1 protein-coding gene is annotated in these 330 nt (G+C 37.9%); it reads left to right on the forward strand.

The genetic code is table 11. The features are described 5' to 3' along the window. Positions 1–330, forward strand: a 330-nt coding sequence (locus tag FUA24_RS01240) for an EF-Tu C-terminal domain-related protein (RefSeq protein ID WP_449441414.1), incomplete at both ends; no start/stop codon positions are given.

The raw sequence follows: 330 nt of genomic DNA on the forward strand, positions 1-330 counted from the left end.
GCAGGTATCTTATTAAGAGGTATTGAGAAAACTCAAATCTCAAGAGGTATGGTAATTACTAAACCAGGTTCTGTAACTCCACATAAAAAATTCAAAGCTGAGGTTTATATCCTTAAAAAAGAAGAAGGTGGTCGTCACACACCATTCCACAACAACTACCGTCCACAGTTCTACGTACGTACAACTGACGTAACTGGTAATATTTCTTTACCAGACGGTGTTGAAATGGTAATGCCTGGAGATAACTTAACTATCACTGTTGAATTAATTCAACCAATTGCAATGAACGTAGGTTTACGTTTCGCAATCCGTGAAGGTGGTAGAACTGTA

It is taken from the genome of Seonamhaeicola marinus, from assembly GCF_008085455.1.